Source organism: Nocardia sp. CA-136227, from assembly GCF_050955695.1.
Taxonomy (GTDB): Bacteria; Actinomycetota; Actinomycetes; order Mycobacteriales; family Mycobacteriaceae; genus Nocardia.
On sequence record NZ_CP192081.1, the window covers coordinates 948,196 to 970,125 of the forward strand.

A 21,930-nucleotide genomic window follows, 5' to 3' on the forward strand; every position below is an offset into this window, starting at 1 on the left:
GAAGGAATCAGGCGGCGGCGGATTCGCCACGGTGACCGTGGTGCGGCATGGAGAGCCTCGCCTCGATGGCCGACAGCGCCGCGGGAGCGGCGGATCCCTCCAGATCGAGCAGCAGCCAGCCGTCGGGCGTCCAGCCGCCGTGGATATCGGTCCGCGCCAGGCGTCCGCCCGGCACGAACGGGTCGTTGACGAATCCTTCGGCAGCGCCGTCCAATTCCAGCGCCAGCGCCGAACCGCCCAGGTACACACGGCCGGACCGGCCAGGCGGCACCAACCGCAGCGCATCGTCGAGCACCAGCAGCCGAGCGCCCGGAATCGGCCGCACCCGCCCCGAACCGTCCAGGGGTCCGCGCGCCGCCACGCCCGCGTATTCCGGTGTGGTGTAGGCGAATCCGGTGCAGGAGCCCGGAGCCAGTTCGTGCAGCAGCGCCGACAGCGCAGCCGGGCAGTCGTTCCCGAACACGTCCCAGCGGCGCACGGTGGGCAGCGCGGGGGAGGGGAGGAAGGCGAGGTTGGCCAGGGTGTCGGCGTCGGCCACCACGTGGGTGGCCGCGCTCAGCGCGATGAGTTCGGCGAGGGCGCCCGCGTCGGCGCGCTGCGGGGCCGTGGCCAGGACCAGTGTCGCCCCGTCGGCCAGTGCGGCCAGCAGTTCGACCGCGGCGTCGGTGGTGTCCCAGCGGGTGGCCAGCAGTCGCGAATCCGGCGAGCCGTAGGCGCGGTCGATCTGACAGGAGCGCTGATCGGCGGCCACCGCGCGGCGGTCGTCGGCGGCCGCGGCCACCGCGACCGGCTTCAGTCCGGTGCCGGTGGGGCCCAGTTCGGCCAGCACCGTGCCGAATTCGGCGGCGCTGGCGATATCGCAGAGGATGCGGGCCAGATCGTCGAGGGTGGGTCCGGCCGTGCCGGTCACGCCGCCGTCGAGCCGTTCGTAGAGTTCGGCATAGGTGAGGATGTGCCCGCCGCAGCGGACGGCCGTGCGCAGTGACGGCACGCGGCGTCCGCAGTCGATGAGCATGGATACCGAGGGGACGTCGTACAGTTCGACCCCATTGGCCCATTCGTCCGCGAGCCGGTGACGCTCGACGGCGGACAGTGAATCCGGCACCGCACGCTCCATCGTTCCAAACCCCCGGTACTAACTTATGCAACCCTAACCTAATCCATGAAGGGCACGATCGGCCACCCCTTCGGGGATCGAATCGGCGACAACGGTCTGCAACTCGGGAGAAAATTAGGCTAGGCTCACCTACCGCTTGGCCGTTTCGGCCGGGCGCGCTCGGTCGATCCGGTCGGGCAGAGCAGAAGGAGAGCACGATGAAGTCGCGGTCGTTCACCGCAAGGGCCGCCCTCGCGGCGGTCGCAGGCCTGCTCGCGCTCGGGCTCACGGCCTGCGGATCCAGTTCCGACGACACCGCCTCCGGCGGCGGCGCCCCGGTCACCATCACCCACGCGCACGGCCAGACCACGGTCGAGGGCACCCCGACCCGCATCGTCGCCCTGGGCAACCAGTGGCTCGACACCGCACAGGCGCTCGGCGTCACCCCGGTCGGCTACATCGACAACATCGCCGTGCTCAGCAAGGGCGCCCCGCCCTGGGAGCCGGCCGCGCTGTCGCAGTCCAAGGCCCTCTCGACCACCGGAAGTCTGGCCGAACAGGTCGCCGCGCTGAACCCGGACCTGATCCTGGCCGACCCCTTCATCGCCGACGCCAAGACCTACGGCGACCTGTCCAAGGTCGCGCCCACCCTGCCCGGCCTCACCAAGGAAGCCGTGACCCCCTGGGCCGACCAGGTGCACGCGCTGGGCCAGGTGCTGCACAAGACCGCCGCCGCCGACAAGGTGGTCGCCGACCTCAACGGCCGCATCGACGGCATCGCGCAGCGCAATCCGGGATTGAAGGGCAAGACCTTCATCAGCTCCTGGCTGGCCGGGCCGTCGCAGCTGATGGTCCTCACCGACCCGAAGGATGGATCCAGCCGCCTGTTCACCCAGCTCGGCATGACCATCCCGCAGCGCCTGGTGGAGCAGGGCGGCAACGGCGGCCGCCTGGCCCTGTCGCCGGAGCGCCTCGACGAACTGAACTCCGACCTGCTGCTGGCCGGCTACTCGCCGGGCCTGGACGAGAAGTACCGCGCCCTGCCGGGGTACAACGACCTGCCCTCCGTGAAGAAGAACTCCATCGTCTTCCTCACCGTCCAGGAGATCAGCGCCATCAACCAGCCCACCCCGCTGGCCCTGCCCTACCTGCTCGACAAGCTCGAGCCGGCCCTGGCCAACGCCGCCAAATGACCCGCGCCGACCACCGCTACGCCCTGCGCCCCGGCGTCACCTGCCTGACGATGCCGGGCGGCGCGGTCCTGCTGAACCCGCCCCGCAACGAGAAGCTGACGGGCCTGACCGCACCCCAGAGCCAGGCCCTGAAGACCCTCAACCGCGGCCCGGCGACGCTCACCCAGCTGGAGCCCGAATCCGATTCGGTGACACCGCTGCTCGACCGTCTGACCGGTCAGGGCTGGCTGGAGGTCACCGTTCGTGACGGCGATCGGGACCTCTACACCCTGCGCCCCTTCGCCACCCCGCCCGCCCGTCCGGCGGGCGCGGCGGCGGCCCCCCTCTCGAAATTCACGGTGATCCACCGTGATTCGGAGGGCCTGGTGCTGGAACACCCCACCTCCTGGTGCGACGTGCGCGTGCACGACCCGCGCCTGCTCGCCTTGGCGGGCGGTGCGAGCCCGTCCGAACTCGGCCTGCCCGAGCATCTTTCGGCCCGCATCGCCGCGGACCTGGTCTGGGGCGGCTTCACCGCCGACCCGTCCACCGAGTCCGGCGACTTCACCACCCGCAGCTGGAGCGCCCCCGACCTGTGGTTCCACCGGCGCAGCACGCTGGGCTCCCGCACGGTCACCTGGGACAACTTCGGCCCGACGGCGTGGGCGAAGGACGAGTTCCCGCAGCTCCCCGCGCACCGTCCGGCCTACCCGGGCGATCCGATCGCGCTCCCGGCCCCCGATCTGGCCGCGCTGCGCGCCTCGGACCCGTCCCTGACGGCCGTGATCGAGGACCGCCGCTCCCACCGCGCCTTCGACGACAGCAACCCCATCACCCTGGCCCAGCTGGCGGAACTGCTCTACCGGACCGCCCGCACCCGCTCGGTGGAACGGACTCCGGACGGCGGCGAACTCGCTTCCCGCCCTTACCCTTCGGGTGGCGGCGTCCACGAACTGGAGCTCTACCCGGTGGTCCGCAATGTCGAGGGCCTGCCCCCCGCCATGTACCACTACGACTCCTTCGACCACGTCCTGCGCCCGGTGGCCCCCGCCGATTCCCCCGAGGTCGAGCGTCTGCTCCGCACCACGACGGCGACCCTGGCCAACGCGTCCGAACCCCAGCTGCTGCTGTTGATCTCGGCGCGCGCGGGCCGGGTCATGTGGTCCTACGAGTCGGTCGCCTACGCCAATATGCTCAAACACGTGGGCGTCCTCATGCAGACCCTCTATCTGGCGGCCACCGCCATGGGTCTGGGCGCGGTGGCCCAGGGCTTCTCCGACACCGCCGCGTTCACCGCCGCCACCGGCGTCTCCGAGCTGGAGGAATGCAACGTGGGCAGCGTCATCCTGGGCACCCCCGCCGCCTGAACCGGTTGTCGGACCCGCCTGGGAGGATCGATCGCATGACGGTGACCGGGGATGATGTTCGGGCGGTGGCGCTTTCGCTGGCGCGCACCTCCGAGCAGTTCGAATGGCAGATGCCGACCTTCCGGGTCGCGGGGAAACTGTTCCTGACCCTGCCCGAGAACGAGACCTCGATGGCCGTCCGGTGCCCCATCGCCGACCGCGACGAACTCGTGCAGGCCGAGCCCGACAAGTTCTGGATCGCCCCGCATGAGGCGGGCAACGCCTGGGTCCGGGTTCGCCTGGCCGCCTTGGACGATCGCGACGAGCTGGACGCCATCGTCACCGACTCGTGGCGGCAGGCCGCACCCCGGGAGTTGACGGACCCGGCCTGAGCGGCCGGGTCCACGCCGGTCAGAAGGTGACGCGCTGGTCCTCGGGCATGAAGAGCTTGTCGCCGGAGGTGACGCCGAACGTGCTGTAGAACTCCGGCAGGTTGCGGACCACCTGATTGCACCGGAATTCGTCGGGGGAGTGGGTGTCGGAGAGACCCTCGGCGGTGAGCTCGGGGGTCTGCTTCGCCCGCCAGCCCCGGGCCCAGGACAGGAACATGGTGCGGTAGTCCGGGTTGGCGTTGCCCGCGCGCTGCTCGGCGAGCCGGTAGGCGGCCAGCGCGATCTGGAGTCCGCGCAGGTCGGCCAGGTTCTCGCCGAGCGTGAGTTTGCCGTTCACCTTGTTCTCGGGCGTCACCCCTTCGGGCACCAGGCCGTCGTACTGGGCGACCACCTTGGCCGCGCGGGCTTCGAAGGCGGCCTTGTCCTCCGGCGTCCACCAGTCCCGCAGATTGCCGTCGCCGTCGTACTTGCGGCCCTGATCGTCGAACCCGTGCCCGATCTCGTGGCCGATGGTCGCGCCGACCGCGCCGAAGTTCACCGCCAGCTGCGCGTCCTTGTCGAAGTACGGCGGCTGCAGATACGCGGCGGGGAAGACGATCTCGTTATTGGTCGCCGAGTAGTACGCGTTGACGGTCTGCGGGCTCATGCCCCATTCGGACTTGTCGACCGGCGTGCCGAGCCGGTCCCAGTCCTTCTTGTTGTTGAAAGCGTTGATGGCGAGCAGGGATTGGATGAGCTTGCCGCGGGTGATGGTCAGCTTCGAGTAGTCGTCCCACTTGTCCGGGTACCCGATCTTGACCCGCATCTTGTCCAGCTTGGCCAGCGCCGCGTCCCGGGTGGGCTGGGTCATCCAGGCCGAGTTGCGGAAGTTCTCGCGGTAGGCGGCCAGCAGGTCGTCCACCATCCGCTTGACCTCGTCCTTGGCGGAGGGCGGGAAGTGCTTGTCCACGTACAGCTTTCCCAGCGATTCGGGCAGCTGCGACGTGGCCAGGTTGACGCCGTACTTCCAGCGTTCCTGCCGCTCCTGCTGCCCGCGCATGACCCGCCCGGCGAACTGGAAGTAGGCGTCGTTGATCGCGATCGGCAGGTAGGGCGCGTAGGCGCGGACCACCGACAGCTTCAGATAGTCGCGCCAGATCGCGATATCGGTGTCGGCCCAGATCTGCCCGGCCGCGGTGATGTAGGACGGCTGCGCGACAACCACTTCCGCGAACAGGTCCTTGGGCCTGTCGGTGCATCCGGCCAGCCACGGCTCGAAGTCGAAGCCGCGGCCGAGTTCGGTCAGCTGCTGCCAGGTCATGCGGTTGTAGGAGGCGTCGGCGTCGCGGCGCCGCACCCGATCCCAGAAGACGGCCGCGATGCGGGTCTCCAGGTCGAGGATCCGCTGCGCCATGCCGCTCGGATCGGCGAACCCGGCGCCCTTGGCGATCGCTTCCAGATAGACCCGGTACCCCTTCAGCTTCTCGGCGTACTGCGGCTTGCTGTAGTAGTCCTCCTCCAGCCCGATCCCGGACTGCCCGATCCCGGGGATGTAGGCGTTGGAGTTCTTGCGGTCGATGCTGACGCCGATCCCGATCAGCCCGCCGATGGGCAACGCGCCCATCACCTTCGCCAGGTCGGGCTTGGTCGCGGCCTTGTCGACCTGGTCGAACAGCTCCTGCAGCGGCGACATCCCGAGCTTCTCGACGGTGTCCCAGTCGACGCGCGCGTCGTAGAGGTCGCGGATCTTCTGCGCGTCCGAACCCGGTTCCGGGTCCTTGATCCCGTCGATGATCTCCCGCAGCTGGTTCAGCGTGCGCTCGTTGGCCTCGCTGATCGCACCGAAGGCGGGCTTGTCCGGCGGCAGCTGGTACTCCCGCAGCCACTTGCCATTGACGTACCGGTACAGGTCGTCCTGCACCCGGACCGCCTCGTCGGCTCCCGAAAGATCCGGTCCCGTCAGCGTTTTCGCCGCCGAACCCTTGCTGCAGGAGGCCAAGGCGGCCGCGGCCGGAACCAGCCCGAGGGCGATCAGGAATGCGCGACGATCCAAGCGCGCCGAACCCGACGAAGTCACAGGCACTACCTCTCGTGAAGCTGCATTACCGACGCGAGGCTACCGGGGAAGGCGGCCCCGCGCGGGCTGTCGCGAGCCTCCCGATCGCGCGGGCTGATCGCTCAGAGGGTGACGCGCTGGTCCGGCGGCAGGTACGCCTTGTCGCCTTCCTTCACGTCGTAGGTCGCGTAGAACTCGCCGAGATTGCGCACCACCTGGTTGCACCGGAATTCCGCGGGCGAGTGCGGATCATCGGCGAGCTGCTGTTCCAGCGCTTGGTCAGTCATCTTGGTCCGCCAGGTGCGGCCCCAGGATTCGAACATCGGCTTGTAGTCGGGCGTCGCGGTCCCGGCGCGCTGCTGCACCATGCGGTACGCGGCCAGCGAGATCTCCAGTCCGCGCAGGTCGGCCAGGTTCTCGCCGACGGTGAGCGCCCCGTTCACATGCTGATCGGCGGGCAGACCCTCGGGCACCAGCGTGTTGTACTGCGCGATGAGCTGCTCGGTCTTGGCCTGGAAGGCGGCCTTGTCCTGCGGGGTCCACCAGTCCTTCAGGTTGCCGTCCCCGTCGAACTTCGCGCCCTGATCGTCGAAGCCGTGCCCGATCTCGTGACCGATGACCGCGCCGCCCGCGCCGTAGTTCACCGCGGGCGCGGCGTTCGGGTCGAAGAACGGCGGCTGCAGGAACGCCGCGGGGAAGACGATCTCGTTGGCGCTGGGGTTGTAGTAGGCGTTCACCGTCTGCGGCGGCATGCTCCACTCCGACTTGTCCACAGGCGTCCCCAGCCGGTCGAACATGCGGTTGGCGTCGAAGGCCGCGGAGGCGCGCAGGGATTCGATCAACCGGCCGCGGGTGATGGTGAGCTTGCCGTAGTCCTCCCACTTGTCCGGGTAGCCGATCTTGGCGTCGATCTTCTCCAGCTTGGCGATGGCCGCCGCCCGGGTGGGCGGCGACATCCAGGTCGAATTCTTGAAGTTGTCCCGATAGGCCGCGCGCACATCGCCGACCATCTCCAGCGCCCGCTTCTTGGCCTCGGGCGGGAAGTGCTTGTCCACGTACAGTTTTCCGAGCGCCTCGCCGACCGCCCCGTTCACCGTGGACACCGCGGACTTCCACAGGTCGGGCCGCTGCTGCAGGCCCGCCATCTCCCGGCCGAAGAAGTCGAAGTTCGGGTCGGCGATGGCCTTGGGCAGATAGGTGGCGAAGCCGCGCACCAGCCCCAGCTTCAGATATTCACGCCAGGCGGGGATGTCGACCTGGGCCCACAGTTGCGCCGCGCCCGTGATGAACGACGGCTCGCCCACATTGACCTTGCCGAACAGGTCCTTGGGCCGGTCGGTGGTGCCCGCCAGCCAAGGGTCCCAATCGAATTGCGGCCCCAGCGCGGTCAGGTCGGCCCACGTCTTCAGGTTGTAGGTGGCGTCGGTGTCGCGCAGTTTCACATTGTCCCAATGGAATCCGGCGATCCGCTGCTCCAGGTCGACCACCCGGTCGGCCAGGGCGGTGGGGTCGGCGAACCCGGCGCCGGCCGCGATGCGCTGCATGTAGGTCCGGTACTTGGCGAGCTTGTCGGCGTTCTCGGGCTTGCGGTAGTACTGCTCGTCCAGCCCGAGACCCGCCTGCGAGACCCCGGCCAGATAGGCGTTGGAGTCCTTCGGGTCGGGTCCCACTCCGATCCCGATCAGTCCGACGCCGGGCAGCGAGCCCATCACCTTGGCGAGGTCGGCCTTGGTCGCGGCCCGGTCGATCTGCTCGAACAGATCGTTGAGCGGCGTGATGCCGAGCTGCTCGATGACATCCTTGTCCATGCGGCCGTCGTAGAGATCGCGGATCCGCTGCGCGTCGGATCCGCCCTTCGGGTCGCTGATCCCCTCGATGATCTCCTTGAGCTGCTGCTCCACCCGTTCCTGCACCTCGTCGAAGGTGCCGAAGGACGACTTGTCCGGCGGCAGCTGGTACTCACGCAGCCATTTCCCGTTGATGAACCGGTACAGGTCGTCCTGCGGCCGGATCGTCGGATCCGATCCGGCCAGGTCGGGACCGATCAGCGAGGTCGGTTTCGTGGCTGGGGCATCGTTCTTGTCGCAGGAGGCCAGCACGGCCGCGGCGGGCACCAGCCCCAGCGCGATCAGGAAGCCACGGCGGTCGAGAGCCGGACGCTCGGAAGTCAACGCGAATCTCCTCTACCGGATAATCGGATTGCTCGTACGTTGCTCGAGCCGACGCTAGTGGACCCGGCTGAGGAACCCCTGAATCCGCGCCGAACCCCCTGATTTGGGTACGACCTGGGCCTTCGCTAAACTGTTCCGGTTGCCTGCGGGAGCTATGCCCGCACTTCGGCCGCGAACCCACAGTGGTTGTTCTCCCAGTTTGGTGAAAAACCGCTGGCAGGCGCGCGTTGAGGGGCAACTGACCATGCCCGTCGGGTCGGCAATCCGGCGTGCATTTCGTCCAGGTCTAGGAGGAGCTGAAGTGATTCAGCAAGAGTCGCGACTGCGCGTCGCCGACAACACGGGTGCCAAGGAGATCCTCTGCATCCGCGTTCTCGGTGGTTCGTCGCGTCGCTATGCCGGCATCGGTGACATCATCGTCGCCACTGTCAAGGACGCCATCCCCGGCGGCAACGTCAAGAAGGGCGAGGTCGTCAAGGCCGTCGTCGTGCGCACCGTCAAGGAGCGTCGTCGCCCGGATGGCTCGTACATCAAGTTCGACGAGAACGCCGCGGTGCTCATCAAGGCGGACAACGATCCGCGTGGCACCCGCATCTTCGGCCCGGTCGGCCGTGAGCTGCGTGAGAAGCGCTTCATGAAGATCGTCTCGCTGGCCCCGGAGGTGCTGTAACCATGAAGGTGCACAAGGGCGACACGGTCATCGTGATCTCGGGCAAGGACAAGGGCGCCAAGGGCAAGGTCATCCAGGCCTTCCCGGCGACCGGCAAGGTCCTCGTCGAGGGCGTGAACCGCATCAAGAAGCACGTCGCGGATTCCGCGAACCAGCGTGGCGCCAGCTCGGGCGGCATCGTCACCCAGGAAGCGCCGATCCAGGCCTCCAACGTGATGGTCGTCGACTCCGACGGCAAGCCGACCCGCGTGGGCTACCGCACCGATGAGAACGGCAAGCGGGTCCGCATCTCCCGTCGCAACGGGAAGGACATCTGAGATGACTTCTACCGAGAACAAGGTTCAGCCCCGCCTGAAGACCCGCTACCGCGAGGAAATCAAGCCGGCCCTGAACAACGAGTTCAACTACGCCAACGTGATGCAGATCCCGGGCGTTGTGAAGGTCGTCGTGAACATGGGTGTCGGTGACGCCGCCCGTGACGCGAAGCTGATCAACGGTGCGGTCGCCGACCTCACCCTGATCACCGGCCAGAAGCCCGAGATCCGCAAGGCCACCAAGTCCATCGCGCAGTTCAAGCTGCGTGAGGGCATGCCGATCGGCGCGAAGGTCACCCTGCGCGGCGACCGCATGTGGGAGTTCCTGGACCGTCTGATCTCGATCGCTCTTCCGCGTATCCGCGACTTCCGCGGTCTCTCGCCGAAGCAGTTCGACGGCCACGGCAACTACACCTTCGGTCTCTCCGAGCAGTCGATGTTCCACGAGATCGACGTCGACAAGATCGACCGTCCGCGTGGTATGGACATCACCGTGGTGACCACCGCGACCAACAACGAAGAAGGCCGCGCCCTGCTGAAGGCCCTCGGCTTCCCGTTCAAGGAGAACTGATCCATGGCTAAGAAGGCTCTGATCAACAAGGCCAACGCCAAGCCGAAGTTCGCGGTGCGCGCCTACACCCGCTGCCAGCGCTGCGGTCGTCCGCACGCTGTGTACCGCAAGTTCGGCCTGTGCCGCGTGTGCCTGCGCGAGATGGCCCACCGCGGCGAGCTCCCGGGCGTCCACAAGTCGTCCTGGTGAGCCGAAGCTCCTCGTGAGCTGACAACTCCACACCCGAAGGCCCCCACCGAGATTCGTCCCGGTGGGGGCCTTCGGCATTGTCGTCAATGCCGATTTCTCGCAGCTGCTCCTCGACCCCGACCAGTTGGCCCTTACTCACTTTCCGGTTTCACGGCTGGGCGGTGACCCACGCCGTTACGGCGTCGAGGAACTCCGGGCCGCCTGTCACGTATCCGCCGATGGTCGCGCCGATCAGCGCACCCACGGGAATGGTGAGGCCCCACAACAGGAACACGCACGCCCCGAGAAGGCCGCCCACAATGGCGCCGGCGGCGACGCCGGGCAGGTTTTTGTCGATCTGTTCCTTCAGGCGGTCGTAGGAGCTGATGTTCTTCAGTTGCGCAGTGTCTTCCGCCGTCGGGGTCGGTGTCAGCGTCAAGGTGCGGCCGTCCGCAGCGATGTGCTGCACGAGCGGAATCGAACGCCCGTCGACGGCGAACCGTTGCGGCATTTCGGTCATCACCGCTCCATTGCCGGACTCGAGCACCACCGCGCCGTTTCGCGCCATCTCGAACTTGCCATTCTGAACGGTGGTCGTGATGACCTTGTCGACTGGCGAAATGGTGATCTGGTACCCGATTTCATGATCCACACCGGAAATGACGTCCGCCGCAGCCGGCTGCTCGGCGACGGCCGGCTCCGCATGGGCGGTTGCCGCGGTAATACCCACGGCCGAGATGGCCATGAAGACGACGGCGGTGATCTTCTCGAACTTCACTCTTCGAATCCCTCCACTCAGCTGCCCCTGATGGGGCGGACCGCACCAGACCTTAGGCATCGAATTCACCGGTGTGCGGTACGCCACACAGAGTGGGGCACCCTAATCGCCAGCGGTGTCCGGAAATACTGAACTGCCCGGATTTGGTTGTTGCCGCGCCTGGCCGCACTAAATGTGACGATTTATCCGAAAAGGGCGGTTGCGGGCAGGGTTTCGGATGTGGGTGGTACCGGTTTCGGCGCGACTTTTCGCCTGGCCGGCCATCCAGTGATCGGACGCTACACTCGGTTCGCCAACCCACCGCGAAATACGTGGCCGAGACGCGGAATTCCGCGGGTTTCCCGGAATTGCCCAGATTTGCGGTTGACCCGGACTGATTTACGCGCGGCTGGGTGGTTGGCGGTGGCTCCCGGTGCGATTCGATCTCGACTTGCTGAAAGGTCTTGTCCTCGTGGGTGTTGGAGATCCGTACGCGATCACGTCCCCTGAGCGTCGCCCCCGAAGTTCGCTGAATGATGTGTGGGGTGTTGTCGCGACGGTGATCGTCGCCGTACTCGCGGTCACGGTGGCCCCTGCTTCGGGTGTCGCGGGCGCTGAACCGGGAGATCCGTTGGCGCGCTTTCATCAGCAACATCTCGACTGGCGTACCTGCGAGGATGCGGCCCTGACGGCGGAGGGCGCGGCCTGCACGGATGTCACCGTGCCACTCGATTACGGCAGGCCGGACGGGCCGAGCATCACCATTGTCGTCTCGCGGATCCCGGCCCGCGACGTGGCACACCGTCGCGGTGTGCTGCTGACCAACTCGGGCGGACCGGGCACGCCGGGGCTCGATGCGTTCGATCTCGTCGGTGATGTTCTCGAACCGGATGTGCTGAGCCACTACGACCTGATCGGATTCGACCCGCGGGGAGTCGCCCGTTCCGGGCGGCACCAGCGGTGCGGATGGCCGGTCGCCAGCTCGATCCGCTCGGCCGGTGTCGGGTTCCCCGGATTCGTCGCCGAAACAGTCCTGCAGGCACAGCTGGCCGCCGATTGCCTGGTGGGCGATCGGGATTGGATGCGGCAGCTCAGCACTCGCAACACCGCCCGCGACATGGACGTGATCCGTGCCGCGTTGAGTGAGGACCGCATCAGCTATTACGGCGTGTCATATGGGACCTACCTGGGTGCGGTCTACGCCCAGCTGTTCCCCGATCGATCCGATCGCATGGTGCTCGACAGTGTCATCGATCCGCGGCGCTACTGGCTGGGGTTGCAGCAGGACTGGGGGCCTGCGGTGGAAGCGGCCTTCGACGACTGGGCCGACTGGGTCGCCGCGCGTGACCAGCAGTACCACCTCGGCGACTCGGCGACCGCGGTACGGCGTGGAGTCGAGGACCTGATCGACCGTGCGTCACTGTCGCCGATCGTGGTCGAGGGCTTCGGTTTCGACGATCATCTCCTGCCGAACCTGCTGTGGACGATGTTGCGGGACGCGCGATTGAACGAGGCTCTGGCGTCATCGGTACGGGCCGTCGCCGACGCGGCCGACGGACGCACGCCGCAGGTGCCCCCACAGCTGCACCAGCAGATCGAGGCCGAGAAGCAGGGGGAAGATTCGGTCATGGTGCAGATCTGGTGTGCGGACGCACCGATGCCCGCCGACCCCGCCTGGTACTGGAACGCGATCCAGGCGGCGCGTCCGAGTCAGCCGATCTTCGCCGCACTGGCCAACAATATTCAACCCTGCGCATTCTGGTCGCCGCCCCCGGAACCGCCCACCGTGGTCGACAATCCCGTGCCCGCACTGATCCTGCAGGCCACCGGCGACAACCGGACGCCCTACCCCCATGCCGTAGCACTCCACCAGCAGATGTCGGGGTCGCGCTTGATCACCTTGACCGACACCAGGATCCACATGGTGCTGCGCCCGGGTCTGAGCACCTGCATCCTCGACACCACCAACCGCTACTTCGGCGATGGAAGCTTCCCGGCGGAAGACCGCACCTGCGCGCCCACCACACCACTCGAGTAGGCACGTATATCCGGGCCATACAGCACGATTCGCGGCCGAGTGCGGTGATGCCTCCAGGCCTTCGGCGCATTGTCATCGCCGACGAGGCTTCAGCTGCCGCCGCTGGGAAGATGCCCGCCGAACCCGCCGCGCAATACCCGTCCGCCGCCCGTCGGGACGCCGCGGTCGAGGACCCGGCCCAAGGCGGGCCGGATGAAGCTGCCCAGCGTCAGACCCACGACCGCGCCGACGGCCGGGTAGATCAGCGACGAGGAATGAGGCAGCCAGAAGCGTGAATACGTGTCCGCGTCGGTGTCGCAGAGGTCATCGTCGACTCGGACATTGGTTTCCGGATCCAGGCAGATCGCCACATCGGTCGGTTCGGTGTCGGCGGAGGTGGTGGTCGCGGCTGGTGTGGTGGTCGTCGGGACCGGTGTCGTGGTCGTCGGCCGCAGGGTGGTGAGGGCGGTCGGCGGCAGGGACGTGGTCGGGGCCGCACGCTCCGAGGGGGCGGCGACGCACCCACTCGATACCAGCGCGGCCGCCACCGTCGCCGGGAGCAGATATGACACCCGCAGTGAGCGCTTGCGCGGTCTATCGGTTGGCGTCCCCATCATTCCGGGCATGAGCCGGTCCTTCCCCCATCGTCAGACCGGGGAGCCTAGCAGCGCGGGGCGGGAGCTCATCGATTCCGGGGACGCCGGCGCCCCGATGACCGATTGCGCGGCCGATTCGAATCGGCGTCGGCGCAGTTGGTTTCGGTCCGGGACTGGACCGCGAGCCGCACCGAGGTTCGTCTCGGTGGGGCTCGCGGCGTTCAGGTCTCCGTTGACCCGCACGATTCGGGAACGACCTGGCCCTCCCCTCCAATGGCGGCCAGGGCGCCACCGAGGGTCAATCCTGTCAATCGGCCGATCCGGGGAGCAAGATCGGGAGCTGTCCCAACCTGGTGGTAGCGTCGGGCGCTCTACCCCCAATTCGGGGGAGCTCAATCTCGCACGGCCGCAAAGGGTTCACACATGCAGTTCGACAACGGGGTCGACGTCGAAATGCCGACGCTGGCGGCATTCGTGAAGCGCCTGCGTTTGCGCCGTGGCTGGACCCAGCGTGAGTTCGCGCAGCACGCCCACCTCGGTATCGGCACCGTGCAGAAACTCGAGCAGGGCGACAAGGTCAGTGTGGGGGACCGCGCGTTGTCGGCGCTGGCCGACGCGGTGTGCGACAACGAGCACGAGCGTGAGCATCTGCGCGCCCTGGGCGGCCGTCCCGGTTTCGCGCTCGGCGAGGCCGCCTCCGCCGCCGACATGTCGGCGCTGCTCGACCAGCTCACCTCGATTCCCGCTGCGTGGGTGGTGAATTGGGGCGTGGAAGCCGCGAACGACCGGTACCGCCGCCTGATGCCCGGTATCGCCGAGGCGCCCAGCATCGCCCACTGGCTGTTCGGCGACCCTCGTTCCCGGCTGGTGTTCCCGGACTGGCAGACCGAAGCCGCGTACATGGTGGGCATCCTGCGCCACTATTACGTCGCCGCGCCGGCCCTCGGTGCCACCGAGAACACCACCGTCACCGCCGATATCGTCCGGGAGCTGTCCGGCCGTCACCCGGATTTCCGCCGCTTCTGGGCCACCGGCGACGTCTACGTCCGCCGCCCCGACAGCGATCGCCGCGTCTGGTCCCCGGCCACCGCCACCATGACGGCGTGGCGCGAATCCCTGATCCCCGCCGCCTCGGGCTGGCTGGCCATGTGCTTTCCCACCACCCCCGCGACCTGATCCTCGAAGATTCCCGATCCACGCCCGTCGCCGACCTACACTCGAGGTCGCTCGAGCGGAAGGACGGACACGCATGTCGGTCGAAGTTGTTGGGGACGTTCGCAAATGGCTCGAGGAGGCCCGTTTCTGGACGGTCGGCACACTGAACGAGGACGGCTCACCCCAGCTCACCCCTATGTGGATCGGCCTCGAAACCGTCGACGGCACAGAGCACATCGTGATGAACACATCGGTAGGCCGCATCAAGGAACAGAACCTCCGCCGCGACCCCCGCCTCTCCCTCTCCAGCTTCGACCCGGACCAGCCCTACGACCGCATCGAAATCCGCGGCCGCGCAGTGGGATTCATCGAAGGCCAGGAAGCCGTCCACATCATGGACCGCCTGGCCCAGAAATACCTCGACGCCGAAACCTTCCCCTGGCTGATCGACGGCGAACAACGAGTAGCGGTCCTCATCCACCCCGACCGCATCCACCGCACCGTCGGCGTCGAACCCTTCCGCCCAGGCATCCTCCCCGACGGCCGGGTCCTGTAGGTTTTCTCGTATAGGGCATCGGTCCAGTTCCAGTGCCCCATGACGGGGCGAGGGGGAATTCGATGGCCGAAGACCTGGATCTGTTGGCGGAGAAGATCAAACAGGTCGATGATGCGATCCTTCAGGTGCGAGGACGCGCTCAGGCTTCGGAGGGACTGGTCATCGTCGAATCGGACGCCTATGGGGCGATCACCGATCTGCGAATCTCCCCGTACGCCATGAGCGCTGACGCGGACCGGCTAGCCGGGGTCATCGTGCAGTGCCACCGCACCGCCCGGCAGCGCGCCGAGGCAGAAGCCGCTCGGGTCCACGCGCAGCTCGAGCGGCAGGCCCGTCGGGCGGCCGCACCTGCCACCCCCGGCCCGGCCGCGCAGGACTGGGAAGAGCCTGCGCCCCTTCGCATCACGTTCGGAATCTGAGCCGTGCAGTTCGATACCGCCAAGATCCGCCAGCTCGCGACCGACCAGCGTACAGCGGGGGAAACCATCGCGAAGCTCGCGGAGGGCGGCGGGGAGGGCCGGAGCGGCGTCGCCATCAACGACCGCGAATCGGCGCGGACCAAGATGCCGCACTGCGACCTGGCGACCCGGACCGAGGAATCGCTGAAGGCCATGGATCGCGTTCTCGCCCTGCACGCCAAGCGGCTCCGTGAATTCGCCGACGCGACGGACGGGGCGGCGAACGCGATCGACAAGACGGAAGAGATCAACGTCGAGGCGTTCAAGGCGATCAAATGACTGACGACTCTGAAAAGCTCAAGATCTCCGAGGTCCTGGCCTGGGACCTGTCGGCGCTCAGCCTGGTGGTGGCGAAGGTGCAGCAGGCCTCGACCACCATCGAACGGGAGAGCACCGATGCCGACGGCAAGGTGCAGAAGTCCGAAGACTACTTCGGGGACCAAGCCGGTGTGGCCGTGCGCGGGGTATCCGCGAAGTTCAAAACCGATGGCACCACGACGGCCGACTCGTACAAGGCCATGGCCAGGGCCATCGACGACGCGAACCACGAGCTCGCGGTCAAAATCGCCACGCTGCGGTCGGTGGTCGAAGAGGTCAAGGAATCGAAGTGGGATTTCTTCTACCAGGACACCACCGGTGATGTGCGGTCCCGAAAATCCAACTGGGAGACCGCGACCAGCACCTCGCCGTACGGCGCCGCCGCGGTCGCGCTGAAGACGGCGGCCCAGATGTCGTTGAGTGGTGATCTCACGCAGGCGTTCTACGACGTCAAGGAGATCGACAAGCTCGCCGCGCAGGCTGTGGCGCGCTGCCTCGAGACGCTGACCGACTCGGTGAAAACCGCCGTGGTCGCGATGCCTGCGGACGCGGACCTGGCTCGAATCCTGAAGGAATACCAGACGGACGATTCGGAAAAGGGCACCAAGCTGTGGCCGGACAACACCCTCCTGAACATCCTCCGGCTGAAGTATCCGGATCTGGAACCCATCGAGATGACCGCCGAGGAATACGACGCACTGGATGAGCTCGCCAATCCTCTCAAGGGCGGGAACCCGGCCAATGCGCTGAAATTCTTCGAGATCAAGAATGACGCGGAAGCCCTGGGTGGCGCGAACAACCCGAGCGCGAACAAATACACCCAGCAGAATGAGGCCTCAGCTGCCGACGGCCAAGCGGACGCCTTACGTCACTCGTACTGGAACGCGCGCATGAGCCAAGAGTTCGGTGAGGACTGGACGAAGAAGTACGCGACAGCGCACGAGAAGACCGCAGGTAATCCGCCGGCCCGTGAGGCGATGGATCTCTACAACAACCAGCGAGGACGGACCATCGCGCACGAAAACCCCGGTGCTTCGCCAGACGAGCTGAGGGCGAAGATCATCGAGTCGATCGATCGCGGCGAGATGGTCGTCATAGCCAAGTCTCCCGATGGTGGAGTTCCTCAACTTGCGAGGAGCAATATTCCGGTTACGGACACTGCCATCATCGCCGGGGCGGACATTCCATTGCCCGGTGGAAAGTAGGATCGAATGATGAAGATCGTGCGTCTCGCGTTGATCGTGCTCATGCTGCCGGTTGTCGGCGCATGCTCGCTGGCCTCGCGGGATTCGGGTCGGCAGGCTTGTGCGGGAGAGTTCGATCTCCATGCACTGGGAGAGCCACTCGGTTCCAGTACTGCGCTCGACGCGCAGATGCGACATGCGCTGTACGAGAAGAAGCCGGTGCGGTTGGAAGAACTCACTCGAGCCGCCGGATGGGGTGATGGCTGGGATCTCATGGCACAGGTGGGTTCGAACACCCAAGACGCTGTCCTGAACGAGTTCACGCAAACACCGGGATATTGCTGGGACGGTCTTCCCGGCGTGAAAATGCCTGTCCCGGAGGGATTCTATCTCTTCTTCAACAACCATGTCCCGGTCCAGAAGGTCACCTGGCATGCTGACGCCATGCCCATCCAGCTGATGCGGTCTGCAATTTCGCTGACTCCTCAGTCCGAGTTGGTCATCAGAGGTAATGAGTTCGTTCCGGCATGACCCAGGTATCGTCCCGCCGCCTCGCCGTGCTGTTCATCTCCGCGGCGCTGACGGTGTCGGCCGTGATCGGTCTCGGTATCTCCGCTGTCTGCTGGAAACTTGCTCACCAGGTGGAGCCCATTCCGGAGGAGAAGATCGAATCCTGGGGAGAGTACTGGCCTCTCGTGACGTCGTTCTACCAAATGCTCCCGTCGAAACCGAGCGGCACGGGCTGGGCCGGGGCGCATTGTGCGGCAGTGGGTTCCATCACCGTGCGGCCAGGTGACCCGGTCCCGGTCCGGCAGATCATCTGCGACGATGACAACGACCTCACGACCGTCTTCACCGAATACGCGAACCCCGCGGACCTGAAGACCTACGTCGACGCTCACACGGTTCGTGTCCGCGAGCGCGAATCCCCGGGCGGCTCAATGGCTCTCCTGCGCCCGACCGATCCATCGGCCACCTTCGTCATGGCCTCCCACCCGAGTGCGGAACCCAACGGCCAGACCATGCTGGTCGAGGCCTCCTCGCCAGGGAAGACATTCGACGATCTGTACCTCAGCTGGTGGTTGTGGGCCCAGATCAAATGAGCGGTCTTTCGGATGGGCTGCGCGCCACGACGATTGGCCGTCGCCGCACCTGCGCGCTAGCGTGACGGTTCGTCGGAAATGACGGATTCTAATCGGGGGTGGGTTCCGGATGCGCTGGGTAATGGCCGTGGCGGCGGTGTGGTTGGCTCTGACCACGACCGGATGCGGGCTGATCGATGGTTCGGCGAACAATGTCTCGCAGGGCGACTGTCTGAAGAAGTCCGGTGACGAAGGCTTCGACAAGGTGTCGTGCTCGTCCTCGGACGCCGGCTTCGTGGTGCTCGACCGGGTGGGTAGCGACAAACCGCACAACCGGTGTGTGGATGTGCCGGGAACTGAGTACGTATATACGGACAAGGGGAGTGGCTCGATCTGCGTCGGGATCAAGGGCGCTGATCCGGCTCGGGCGGCGAACGCGGCGCAGAAGGGTGATTGCCTCACCGACACCAAGGGCGGTGCTGTGCAGAAGGCGCCGTGCACCGACGCGACCGCCGTCTATCGCGTCCTGGCCCGTCCCGACGGCTCGGAGTTCATGACGGATTCGGCCTGTAAGAACGTGGCGGGCACGCAGACCACCTACAGCTACCTGCTCAAGGCCAAGAAGGGCATCGGGGCGTTCGGGACCGGCATCGTATTCTGTTTGATCGCAAAGGATTCCGACGCGACCCGCACGATCGACAACGCCAAGGTCGGCGACTGCCTGAAGAAGGCCGGCGCCAACGACGTCGAGATCACCGGCTGCACCGCGTCGGACGCGAAGTACAAGATCCTCAGCTCGGTTCTCGACAAATCCCTCTGCGACCGCGTCGCGGGCTCCATCGCGAGCTACTCCTATCAACAGGCCGGCGAGATCATGCCGAAGGTCTACTGCCTCGGGTCGCCGCGTTGATGTGACGCGGACCTCGATTTGGTCGCTGATCAGGGGTTGTCTACACTAGACCGGTTGCTCGGGCACAGCTGTGTCCGCACGCGCTCTCGCGTGCGGCGTTGCTCCGGGCGCAAGCGATTGATCCGGTCGGGCACTCCCGGCTGGACCGCCCCGAATTGTCGTAGGCCCACGACCGCCGATCTCAGACGGTGCTGAATGGGAACCGCGGCGAGAAAGGTACCGGTCAAACACATGACCATGACTGATCCCATCGCAGACTTCTTGACTCGTCTGCGCAACGCCAACTCGGCGTACCACGATCAGGTGAAGGCGCCGCACTCGAAGCTCAAGGTGAACATCGCCGAGATCCTCAAGCGCGAGGGCTACATCGCCGACTTCCGCGTCGAAGACGCCCCCGTCGGCAAGAACCTGATCGTCGACCTGAAGTACGGCCCGAGCCGCGAGCGCTCCCTGCAGGGTGTGCGCCGCGTGTCGAAGCCGGGCCTCCGGGTTTACGCGAAGTCCACCAACCTGCCCAAGGTGCTCGGCGGCCTCGGCGTGGCGATTATCTCCACGTCCTCCGGTCTGCTCACTGACCGTCAGGCCAAGCAGCAGGGCGTGGGCGGCGAAGTCCTCGCCTACGTCTGGTAAGGGAGGTAGGAACAATGTCGCGTATCGGTAAGAAGCCGATCCCGGTTCCCGCCGGCGTCGAGGTGACCATCGACGGCCAGAACGTGTCGGTCAAGGGTTCCAAGGGCACCCTGTCCCACGTTGTCGCCGAGCCGATCACCGTCGTCAAGGCGGAGTCCGGTGAGCTCGAGGTCGTTCGTCCGAACGACGAGCGTCAGAACCGCTCGCTGCACGGCCTGACCCGCACCCTGATCAGCAACATGATCGAGGGCGTCACCAAGGGTTACGAGAAGAAGATGGAAATCTTCGGCGTCGGTTACCGCGTGGCGGCCAAGGGCTCGAACCTCGAGTTCGCCCTGGGTTACTCGCACCCGGTTCCGGTCGACGCCCCCGAGGGCATCACCTTCGCGGTGGAGTCCCCGACCAAGTTCTCGGTGTCCGGCATCGACAAGCAGAAGGTCGGCCAGATCGCCGCGGTGATCCACGGCCTGCGTAAGCCCGATCCGTACAAGGGCAAGGGCATCCGCTACGCCGGCGAGGTCGTTCGCCGCAAGGTCGGAAAGACGGGTAAGTAAGCCATGGCACAAACCGAAAAGCAGAAGGCCGCTCGTAAGCCGATCGGCAAGGACGCCTCGACCTCGCGCCGCCTGTCGAAGACGCGTCGTCACTTCCGTCTGCGCAAGAAGGTCGTCGGCACCACCGAGCGTCCGCGCCTGGTGGTCAACCGCTCCGCGCGCCACCTGCACGCCCAGCTGATCGACGATTCGGCCGGCAAGACCATTGCCGCCGCGTCGACCATCGAGGCCGATGTGCGTGCGCTCGAGGGTGACAAGTCCGCCAAGGGCGCCAAGGTCGGCGAGCTCATCGCCGCCCGCGCCAAGGCTGCCGGCGTCGAGGCGGTCGTGTTCGACCGTGGTGGTCACGACTACCACGGCCGTATCGCGGCTCTCGCCGACGCCGCCCGTGAAGGTGGGCTGAAGTTCTGATGATCAACACTGCGAACGAAGGGAACGTCTGATGCCGGGACGTCAGCGGCGTGACGGCGGAAGCAACGGTCCCGCCGGACAGAACAGTGGCAGCGACAACCGCGATCAGCGTGGTGGCGGTCGCGGCCGTCGCGACGACAATCGTCGGGACAATGCCGCCGAGAAGAACCAGCTCGAGCGCGTCGTCGCGATCAACCGCGTCTCCAAGGTCGTGAAGGGTGGTCGTCGCTTCAGCTTCACCGCCCTCGTGATCGTCGGTGACGGCAACGGTCTCGTCGGCGTCGGCTACGGCAAGGCCAAGGAAGTTCCCGCGGCCATCCAGAAGGGTGTCGAAGAGGCTCGCAAGAACTTCTTCCGCGTTCCGATGATCGGCTCCACGGTCACCCACCCGGTTCAGGGTGAGGCGGCTGCCGGTGTCGTCATGCTGCGTCCGGCTTCGCCCGGTACCGGTGTGATCGCCGGTGGCGCGTGCCGTGCCGTTCTGGAGTGCGCCGGCATCCATGATGTTCTGGCCAAGTCGCTCGGTAGCGACAACGCCATCAACGTCGTGCACGCCACGGTTGCGGCTCTGAAGATGCTGCAGCGTCCCGAAGAGGTCGCGGCCCGTCGTGGCCTGCCGATCGAGGACGTGGCCCCGGCCGGCATGCTGCGTGCGCGCGCGGGACAGGGAGTCTGATATGGCACAGCTGAAAGTGACCCAGGTCAAGTCCAGCATCGGCGCCAAGGCGAATCAGCGCGAGTCGCTGCGCACCCTCGGGCTGCGCAAGATCCGCCAGTCCGTGACGCGTGAGGACAACGCGCAGAACCGCGGCCTGATCAACGTCGTGCGCCACCTCGTGGAAGTTGAGGAGGTCTAAGCATGACCATCAAGTTGCATCACCTGCGTCCTGCCCCGGGTGCCAAGACCGAGAAGACCCGTGTGGGTCGCGGTGAGGGCTCCAAGGGTAAGACCGCGGGCCGCGGTACCAAGGGTACGAAGGCTCGCAAGAACGTCCCCGTCCGCTTCGAGGGCGGTCAGATGCCGATTCACATGCGTCTGCCCAAGCTCAAGGGCTTCACCAACCCGTTCCGCACCGAGTACCAGGTCGTGAACGTCGGTGACATCGCCCGCGTGTTCCCTCAGGGCGGAACCATCGGCAAGGCCGAGCTGGTCGCCAACGGCCTCGTTCGCAAGAACGAGCTCGTGAAGGTGCTCGGCGAGGGCGAAATCACTGTGGCCGTGCAGGTTTCGGCCGACAAGTTCTCCGGCTCCGCCAAGGAGAAGATCGCCGCAGCGGGTGGCACTGCCACCGAGCTGGCCTGACGGTAACCTGAAGTAGCAATGGCACCGGGCGAGTCGCGGGCTCGCCCGGTGTCGCTGTTAAAGT

At 66.5% G+C, this 21,930-nt stretch carries 27 protein-coding genes; 22 read left to right on the plus strand and 5 right to left on the minus strand.

Going from position 1 to position 21,930, the window contains the following annotated elements:
- Positions 1-7: 7 nt before the first annotated feature.
- Entirely contained in the window at positions 8-1,105 is a 1,098-nt protein-coding gene (locus ACQP06_RS04315; RefSeq protein ID WP_433670632.1) for an AMP-binding protein, read from the minus strand.
- A gap of 209 nt (positions 1,106-1,314) precedes the next feature.
- Between ACQP06_RS04315 and ACQP06_RS04320 the strand changes: the two genes are divergently transcribed.
- Genes ACQP06_RS04320 through ACQP06_RS04330 form a run of 3 tightly spaced genes read left to right on the plus strand, consistent with a single transcriptional unit; the run spans position 1,315 to position 4,006 of the window.
- Complete coding sequence (locus ACQP06_RS04320) at positions 1,315-2,289, plus strand: ABC transporter substrate-binding protein (RefSeq protein ID WP_433670633.1); 975 nt, start codon at positions 1,315-1,317, stop codon at positions 2,287-2,289.
- A complete protein-coding gene (locus tag ACQP06_RS04325) occupies positions 2,286-3,635 on the plus strand; it encodes a SagB family peptide dehydrogenase (protein ID WP_433670635.1) in 1,350 nt (449 codons plus the stop codon). The genes ACQP06_RS04320 and ACQP06_RS04325 overlap by 4 nt, the downstream gene beginning before the upstream one ends.
- A 35-nt stretch (positions 3,636-3,670) precedes the next feature.
- Positions 3,671-4,006: an MmcQ/YjbR family DNA-binding protein gene (locus tag ACQP06_RS04330; protein ID WP_433670636.1), complete on the plus strand. Its 336-nt coding sequence runs from the start codon at positions 3,671-3,673 to the stop codon at positions 4,004-4,006.
- 19 nt (positions 4,007-4,025) lie between these two features.
- Here the strand turns inward: ACQP06_RS04330 and ACQP06_RS04335 are convergent, their stop codons facing one another.
- Together ACQP06_RS04335 and ACQP06_RS04340 are read right to left on the minus strand one after the other, a co-directional pair.
- Positions 4,026-6,062 carry a M13 family metallopeptidase gene (locus tag ACQP06_RS04335; RefSeq protein ID WP_433670637.1) on the minus strand — a complete coding sequence of 679 codons (2,037 nt, stop codon included), beginning with the start codon at positions 6,060-6,062 and terminating at the stop codon, positions 4,026-4,028.
- A gap of 101 nt (positions 6,063-6,163) precedes the next feature.
- On the minus strand, positions 6,164-8,212 hold the full coding sequence (locus tag ACQP06_RS04340; RefSeq protein WP_433670638.1) for a M13 family metallopeptidase: 2,049 nt from the start codon (positions 8,210-8,212) through the stop codon (positions 6,164-6,166).
- Positions 8,213-8,513: 301 nt separating this feature from the next.
- Here ACQP06_RS04340 and rplN point away from each other — a divergent pair, with 301 nt between their 5' ends.
- From rplN to ACQP06_RS04360, 4 genes are read left to right on the plus strand one after another with little or no spacing between them, the layout of a single operon-like run.
- Positions 8,514-8,882 (plus strand): 50S ribosomal protein L14, encoded by a 369-nt coding sequence (gene rplN, locus ACQP06_RS04345; RefSeq protein WP_033090674.1) that lies wholly within the window; start codon positions 8,514-8,516, stop codon positions 8,880-8,882.
- Positions 8,883-8,884: 2 nt separating this feature from the next.
- On the plus strand, positions 8,885-9,199 hold the full coding sequence (gene rplX, locus ACQP06_RS04350; RefSeq protein WP_357089127.1) for a 50S ribosomal protein L24: 315 nt from the start codon (positions 8,885-8,887) through the stop codon (positions 9,197-9,199).
- A 1-nt stretch (position 9,200) separates the two neighbouring features.
- Positions 9,201-9,767, plus strand: coding sequence for a 50S ribosomal protein L5 (gene rplE, locus ACQP06_RS04355; RefSeq protein WP_040855261.1), 567 nt, complete (start codon positions 9,201-9,203; stop codon positions 9,765-9,767).
- Between the two features lie 3 nt (positions 9,768-9,770).
- On the plus strand, positions 9,771-9,956 hold the full coding sequence (locus ACQP06_RS04360; RefSeq protein ID WP_029923637.1) for a type Z 30S ribosomal protein S14: 186 nt from the start codon (positions 9,771-9,773) through the stop codon (positions 9,954-9,956).
- A 148-nt stretch (positions 9,957-10,104) separates the two neighbouring features.
- On the opposite strand, the gene ACQP06_RS04365 is transcribed toward ACQP06_RS04360, so the two are convergent.
- On the minus strand, positions 10,105-10,713 hold the full coding sequence (locus ACQP06_RS04365) for a hypothetical protein (RefSeq protein WP_433670639.1): 609 nt from the start codon (positions 10,711-10,713) through the stop codon (positions 10,105-10,107).
- 610 nt (positions 10,714-11,323) lie between these two features.
- Here ACQP06_RS04365 and ACQP06_RS04370 point away from each other — a divergent pair.
- Entirely contained in the window at positions 11,324-12,730 is a 1,407-nt protein-coding gene (locus ACQP06_RS04370) for an alpha/beta fold hydrolase (protein ID WP_433670640.1), read from the plus strand.
- A gap of 89 nt (positions 12,731-12,819) precedes the next feature.
- Here the strand turns inward: ACQP06_RS04370 and ACQP06_RS04375 are convergent, their stop codons facing one another.
- The gene (locus ACQP06_RS04375; RefSeq protein ID WP_433670641.1) at positions 12,820-13,335 is read right to left on the minus strand and encodes a hypothetical protein; all 516 of its coding nucleotides are present in this window, start codon (positions 13,333-13,335) and stop codon (positions 12,820-12,822) included.
- Positions 13,336-13,728: 393 nt separating this feature from the next.
- Between ACQP06_RS04375 and ACQP06_RS04380 the strand changes: the two genes are divergently transcribed.
- From ACQP06_RS04380 to rplO, 14 genes are all read left to right on the plus strand, one after another.
- Positions 13,729-14,481, plus strand: coding sequence for a helix-turn-helix transcriptional regulator (locus ACQP06_RS04380; RefSeq protein ID WP_433670643.1), 753 nt, complete (start codon positions 13,729-13,731; stop codon positions 14,479-14,481).
- 73 nt (positions 14,482-14,554) lie between these two features.
- Positions 14,555-15,016, plus strand: coding sequence for a PPOX class F420-dependent oxidoreductase (locus ACQP06_RS04385; RefSeq protein ID WP_433670644.1), 462 nt, complete (start codon positions 14,555-14,557; stop codon positions 15,014-15,016).
- 62 nt (positions 15,017-15,078) lie between these two features.
- On the plus strand, positions 15,079-15,435 hold the full coding sequence (locus tag ACQP06_RS04390; RefSeq protein ID WP_433670646.1) for a YbaB/EbfC family nucleoid-associated protein: 357 nt from the start codon (positions 15,079-15,081) through the stop codon (positions 15,433-15,435).
- A gap of 3 nt (positions 15,436-15,438) precedes the next feature.
- Complete coding sequence (locus ACQP06_RS04395; protein WP_433670647.1) at positions 15,439-15,753, plus strand: hypothetical protein; 315 nt, start codon at positions 15,439-15,441, stop codon at positions 15,751-15,753.
- The gene (locus ACQP06_RS04400; RefSeq protein ID WP_433670648.1) at positions 15,750-16,997 is read left to right on the plus strand and encodes a DUF6973 domain-containing protein; all 1,248 of its coding nucleotides are present in this window, start codon (positions 15,750-15,752) and stop codon (positions 16,995-16,997) included. The genes ACQP06_RS04395 and ACQP06_RS04400 overlap by 4 nt, the downstream gene beginning before the upstream one ends.
- 9 nt (positions 16,998-17,006) lie before the next feature.
- Positions 17,007-17,507, plus strand: a complete 501-nt coding sequence (locus ACQP06_RS04405; RefSeq protein ID WP_433670649.1) for a hypothetical protein — start codon at positions 17,007-17,009, stop codon at positions 17,505-17,507.
- A 26-nt stretch (positions 17,508-17,533) separates the two neighbouring features.
- Entirely contained in the window at positions 17,534-18,079 is a 546-nt protein-coding gene (locus tag ACQP06_RS04410) for a hypothetical protein (RefSeq protein ID WP_433670650.1), read from the plus strand.
- A 121-nt stretch (positions 18,080-18,200) separates the two neighbouring features.
- Positions 18,201-18,968, plus strand: coding sequence for an LppU/SCO3897 family protein (locus tag ACQP06_RS04415; RefSeq protein ID WP_433670651.1), 768 nt, complete (start codon positions 18,201-18,203; stop codon positions 18,966-18,968).
- 231 nt (positions 18,969-19,199) lie between these two features.
- Positions 19,200-19,598 (plus strand): 30S ribosomal protein S8, encoded by a 399-nt coding sequence (gene rpsH, locus ACQP06_RS04420; RefSeq protein WP_213558035.1) that lies wholly within the window; start codon positions 19,200-19,202, stop codon positions 19,596-19,598.
- Positions 19,599-19,612: 14 nt separating this feature from the next.
- Positions 19,613-20,152, plus strand: coding sequence for a 50S ribosomal protein L6 (gene rplF, locus ACQP06_RS04425; RefSeq protein ID WP_357089111.1), 540 nt, complete (start codon positions 19,613-19,615; stop codon positions 20,150-20,152).
- Between the two features lie 3 nt (positions 20,153-20,155).
- Positions 20,156-20,563 carry a 50S ribosomal protein L18 gene (gene rplR, locus ACQP06_RS04430; protein ID WP_357089108.1) on the plus strand — a complete coding sequence of 136 codons (408 nt, stop codon included), beginning with the start codon at positions 20,156-20,158 and terminating at the stop codon, positions 20,561-20,563.
- 31 nt (positions 20,564-20,594) lie between these two features.
- Positions 20,595-21,239 (plus strand): 30S ribosomal protein S5, encoded by a 645-nt coding sequence (gene rpsE, locus ACQP06_RS04435; RefSeq protein ID WP_379277994.1) that lies wholly within the window; start codon positions 20,595-20,597, stop codon positions 21,237-21,239.
- Position 21,240: 1 nt separating this feature from the next.
- Positions 21,241-21,420, plus strand: a complete 180-nt coding sequence (gene rpmD, locus ACQP06_RS04440) for a 50S ribosomal protein L30 (protein WP_040804320.1) — start codon at positions 21,241-21,243, stop codon at positions 21,418-21,420.
- Positions 21,421-21,422: 2 nt separating this feature from the next.
- Positions 21,423-21,866 carry a 50S ribosomal protein L15 gene (rplO, locus tag ACQP06_RS04445; RefSeq protein ID WP_357089102.1) on the plus strand — a complete coding sequence of 148 codons (444 nt, stop codon included), beginning with the start codon at positions 21,423-21,425 and terminating at the stop codon, positions 21,864-21,866.
- The last annotated feature ends 64 nt before the right edge of the window (positions 21,867-21,930 follow it).

What these genes read in the sequence shown, in the direction of transcription:
- ACQP06_RS04320 (WP_433670633.1), top strand. Translation starts at nt 1,315, where the DNA reads ATGAAGTCGCGGTCGTTCACCGCAAGGGCCGCCCTCGCGGCGGTCGCA.
- ACQP06_RS04325 (WP_433670635.1), top strand. Translation starts at nt 2,286, where the DNA reads ATGACCCGCGCCGACCACCGCTACGCCCTGCGCCCCGGCGTCACCTGC.
- ACQP06_RS04330 (WP_433670636.1), top strand. Translation starts at nt 3,671, where the DNA reads ATGACGGTGACCGGGGATGATGTTCGGGCGGTGGCGCTTTCGCTGGCG.
- rplX (WP_357089127.1), top strand. Translation starts at nt 8,885, where the DNA reads ATGAAGGTGCACAAGGGCGACACGGTCATCGTGATCTCGGGCAAGGAC.
- rplE (WP_040855261.1), top strand. Translation starts at nt 9,201, where the DNA reads ATGACTTCTACCGAGAACAAGGTTCAGCCCCGCCTGAAGACCCGCTAC.
- ACQP06_RS04360 (WP_029923637.1), top strand. Translation starts at nt 9,771, where the DNA reads ATGGCTAAGAAGGCTCTGATCAACAAGGCCAACGCCAAGCCGAAGTTC.
- ACQP06_RS04375 (WP_433670641.1), bottom strand. Translation starts at nt 13,335, where the DNA reads ATGCCCGGAATGATGGGGACGCCAACCGATAGACCGCGCAAGCGCTCA.
- ACQP06_RS04380 (WP_433670643.1), top strand. Translation starts at nt 13,729, where the DNA reads ATGCAGTTCGACAACGGGGTCGACGTCGAAATGCCGACGCTGGCGGCA.
- ACQP06_RS04385 (WP_433670644.1), top strand. Translation starts at nt 14,555, where the DNA reads ATGTCGGTCGAAGTTGTTGGGGACGTTCGCAAATGGCTCGAGGAGGCC.
- ACQP06_RS04390 (WP_433670646.1), top strand. Translation starts at nt 15,079, where the DNA reads ATGGCCGAAGACCTGGATCTGTTGGCGGAGAAGATCAAACAGGTCGAT.
- ACQP06_RS04400 (WP_433670648.1), top strand. Translation starts at nt 15,750, where the DNA reads ATGACTGACGACTCTGAAAAGCTCAAGATCTCCGAGGTCCTGGCCTGG.
- ACQP06_RS04405 (WP_433670649.1), top strand. Translation starts at nt 17,007, where the DNA reads ATGAAGATCGTGCGTCTCGCGTTGATCGTGCTCATGCTGCCGGTTGTC.
- ACQP06_RS04415 (WP_433670651.1), top strand. Translation starts at nt 18,201, where the DNA reads ATGGCCGTGGCGGCGGTGTGGTTGGCTCTGACCACGACCGGATGCGGG.
- rpsH (WP_213558035.1), top strand. Translation starts at nt 19,200, where the DNA reads ATGACCATGACTGATCCCATCGCAGACTTCTTGACTCGTCTGCGCAAC.
- rplF (WP_357089111.1), top strand. Translation starts at nt 19,613, where the DNA reads ATGTCGCGTATCGGTAAGAAGCCGATCCCGGTTCCCGCCGGCGTCGAG.
- rplR (WP_357089108.1), top strand. Translation starts at nt 20,156, where the DNA reads ATGGCACAAACCGAAAAGCAGAAGGCCGCTCGTAAGCCGATCGGCAAG.
- rpsE (WP_379277994.1), top strand. Translation starts at nt 20,595, where the DNA reads ATGCCGGGACGTCAGCGGCGTGACGGCGGAAGCAACGGTCCCGCCGGA.
- rpmD (WP_040804320.1), top strand. Translation starts at nt 21,241, where the DNA reads ATGGCACAGCTGAAAGTGACCCAGGTCAAGTCCAGCATCGGCGCCAAG.
- rplO (WP_357089102.1), top strand. Translation starts at nt 21,423, where the DNA reads ATGACCATCAAGTTGCATCACCTGCGTCCTGCCCCGGGTGCCAAGACC.